This window comes from Phormidium sp. CCY1219 (assembly GCF_035615515.1).
GTDB lineage: Bacteria > Cyanobacteriota > Cyanobacteriia > Cyanobacteriales > Laspinemataceae > CCY1219.
The window spans coordinates 1-3,456 of sequence record NZ_JAJENT010000196.1 but is presented as its reverse complement, the minus strand read 5'-3'; the positions used below and the strand labels follow the sequence as shown (position 1 = coordinate 3,456).

Genomic DNA, 3,456 nt, shown 5'->3' with positions numbered 1-3,456 from the left:
GCGTCCCGTCTCGCAAGCAGAGAGGACGACTAAATCCGCATTGAGTTCCATGTCGAAGATTTCTCCTGCTGTGAGCAGTCCATCGTCGCTGCTGGTGGGGGTGAGGGCAATCCAACTGGCGATACCTCGGTTGGAATTGAAACTGCCGTGAGTGGCCAGGTGTATAAGCCGCGAGGAGCGCATTTGTTCTACTACGGCGGATTCGGTGGCGTCGGATCCAAGCAGAGGAGTGACATCCAGCAGTTGGGCGATATCCCGCGCTTCTTTTTCCGCGCCTAACAAGACGGTGAGTTGTTCCGGAGGGTCGCCTACAAAGGGCATGGTGGGATTGCCGACAATTAAGGCATTTCCCTGCGATCGCGGCTGGCGGGTCAGATCGAGCACTTGAATGGAAGGGGCAGTGAGAAGGGTATGCTTTTCGATGAGATGAGTGCCGTTTTCATCTTGCAAGGCGGGAAAGGGAACTAAGAATAAAGACCCTTGGGGAATGAAGATGACTTTTTCCTTTGGGTCGGTGGGGAGTAAATCGGCAATGGGTGAGATTAACAGTTGATAGAGTTCTTGCCATTGGCGCTGTTGCTGGGGGGAGATGGGGCGCGCATTCTCTTCCGCAGCTTGCCGATTGAATGCAGCACCGCGCCGATCGCTGCGAACTACCGTGGTTCCCGCCCACCCTTCGCTGACGCCGATATCGGAACGACAGGCAAGGTTGTCGAAGCAGCGGGCATAGCCTACCAATTTATCTAACGAAGTATCCCGCTCTTGCCACAAGGGTTTGAGGTCGCTGCGCCGGAAGTGTATCTCGCCGCTGGGTTGGATGACCCAGATATACAGTTCCGATTCGAGCAAGCGCTTCGCGTTGCCGACGGGGAAGGCTTCGCGAATGTAGGAATATTGCACGATGGTGGCATTTTGGGCGGCGGCAATTTGCTTGATTTGTGCGATTGTGGGCGCGGTGACGGTAGCGGCGGTGTCTGGGGTATCGCTGAGTCGTTGGGCGAGCAATTCTACAAAAGCTCTGGCGCGTCCTCGTTCGGAAATTTCCAGGGCGGTATCGGTTTGGTTTTGGGCGACGAGGGCGGTTTGTAGCAGTTCGTAAGTCCATTTCTGTCGTTCGAATAGGGAGATTTTTTGGGCGTCGGTTAACCCGGCACGCAATTGTTCGAACGCTTCAATGGAGGCGAGGAAGTATTCTGCGGCTTTTTCGTAGTCTTCCCGGGCGTCATACACCACCCCCAGGTTGTTGAGCGTGCCGCTTTCCCCGGCTTTATCCCCCAGCGATCGCCTGATTTCCAAGGCTTGCTGGTAGTATCGTTCCGCTTCGGTGTATGCTTCCCGATTCTGATAAATATTGCCCAAGTTGCTGAGTGTGCGAGCCACCCCGGCGCGATCGCCGACTTCTCGAGACCGGGCCAAGGAGTCCTGGTAGTATCGTTCCGCTTCCTCATACTTTCCCTGACGGGCGTAAATATTGCCCATTCCGTTCAGGGCGCTGCCTTCCCCTTCGCGATCGCCGATTTCGCGATAAATGGCTAAGGATTGCTGGTAGTATCGTTCCGCTTCCTCATACGCAGCTTGATTTTGGTAGACATTGGCTAAGTTGTTGAGGGTACCGGCTTCTCTCACGCTATCTTGGCTTTGCCGAAAAACGCTTAAGGAGTTCTGGAAGTATTCCTCCGCTTCGGCATACTCTCCCAAACGGGCATACACATTTCCCACGCCGTTAAGGGCGTTACCTTCTCCCGCCCAGTCCCCCAGCAGCCGATAAATCTCTAAGGCTTGCTGGAAGTGTCCGAGGGCTTTGGCATAGGCTCCCAGATTCTCGTAAACATTCCCCAGGTTGTTGAGGACATTGCCTTCCCCCGCCATATCCTCAAGTTCCCGTCTGATGGCTAAGGATTGCTGCAAGTATTGTTCTGCTCGCACGTACTCTCCCCGATTCAGGTCAACAACTCCCAGATAACCTAGGGCGCTGCCTTCCCCCGCTTTGTCGCCGAGTTGGCGGAAAATGGCTAAGGAGTCCTGAAAGGATTGTGCGGCTTGGGGATACGCGGCGAGAGTCTGGTAAACCGTTCCCAGACGCATGAGGACTTTGCTTTCTCCCGCCTTGTTCCCCATGTTCCGAAACAGGGCTAGGGCTTCCTGGAAATATTGTGCGGCTTGGGTATAGTTTGCCAGGTTTTGGTAAACAATTCCCAAGTTGCCCAGGGCATTGCTCTCCCCCGCCTCGTCCCCGAGACTTCGTTTAATCCCTAGGGCTTGCTCGAAGTATTCCGCCGCTTGGCGATAGTCTCCCAGGGTGGTGTAGGTCACGCCGAGGTTTTGCAGGGTGCTGCCTTCGGCTTCTCGATCGCCGATTTCGCGAAAAATCTCTAAGGCGTCCTGGAAATATTGTGCCGCACGGCTGTAGTCTTCTAAGTTGCGGTAGATTAGTCCCAGGTTGCCGAGGATGTTGCTGGCTGCAGGGCGATCGCCGATTTCCCGAAAAATCTCCACAGCTTCTTGCAAATATTGTGCCGCTAGGGTATAATGGGACAGATGGCGATAGGCAATTCCCAGGTTGCCGAGGGTGAGTGCCACGTCGCGGCGCTGGTTAATGGCGCGATAGATTTCCAGCGCTCCTTCCCAGGCCTGGATAGCCTCGCGCAATTGCCCTTGGCGATAGCGATCGCCTCCTTCCTGCCACAGGCGATCGGCTTCCCGTTTCCGCTCTTCCACCGTTTGAGCCGTGGCGAGCACACCGAAGGGCGATCGGGCGTTTGGATGCGGTGCCTGAGTGGCAACCAGCAGGAGTAAACTGAGGACGAATAACGTGAGAAACTTGGGTTGGATCATTTGTCAGTTGTCCTTTGTCATTGGTCATTTGTTCCGCCTCACTGCGCCTCCCCCATCAACGTAAATGCCGCCCAATTCTCGGGAGTGGGATACTGCTGCATGGTAGTCAGCATCGCCTGACGCAATGCCTGGGCTTTATTGCCACTGCTTTCCCAAGTTTGATAAAATTCTCGCATTAAGAAATAAGTGGCATCATCCGGCACTTTCCATAAGGATACCAGCACGCTGGCGGTGCCGGCAGACATCAAGGAACGGGATAATCCAATTACCCCATCGCCAGTGATTTTTCCGCGTCCCGTCTCGCAAGCAGAAAGTACCACTAAATCTGCATTCAGTTCCAGGTCGAAAATTTCCCCCGCAGTCAGCAAACCATCACCGATACTACCCCCCCTTTCCAAGGGGGGACTGGGGGGATTGGGAGTCAGGGCGATCCAACTTTCGATACCGCGATCGCCATCAAAACTGCCGTGAGTGGCTAGATGTATAATCCGCGAAGACTGCATTTTTTGCACCACTGCCGATTCCGTTGCTTGAGAACCGATCGGCGGCGTAACATTCAGCAGTTGTCCGATATCCCGCGCTTCTTTTTCCGCACCTAACAGAGGAGACAGTTGTTTCGGC

The 3,456-nt window shown here is 54.7% G+C and carries 2 protein-coding genes; both read right to left on the bottom strand.

Translation table 11 applies throughout. The annotated features are described in order from the left end of the window. The coding region (locus tag LKK83_RS01305) for a CHAT domain-containing protein (RefSeq protein ID WP_324628941.1) at window positions 1–2,835 on the bottom strand (2,835 nt) is incomplete at its 3' end. A 38-nt stretch (window positions 2,836–2,873) separates the two neighbouring features. Continuing rightward, window positions 2,874–3,456 (bottom strand): CHAT domain-containing protein (locus tag LKK83_RS01300; protein WP_324628940.1); only part of this gene is annotated, 583 nt, incomplete at its 5' end.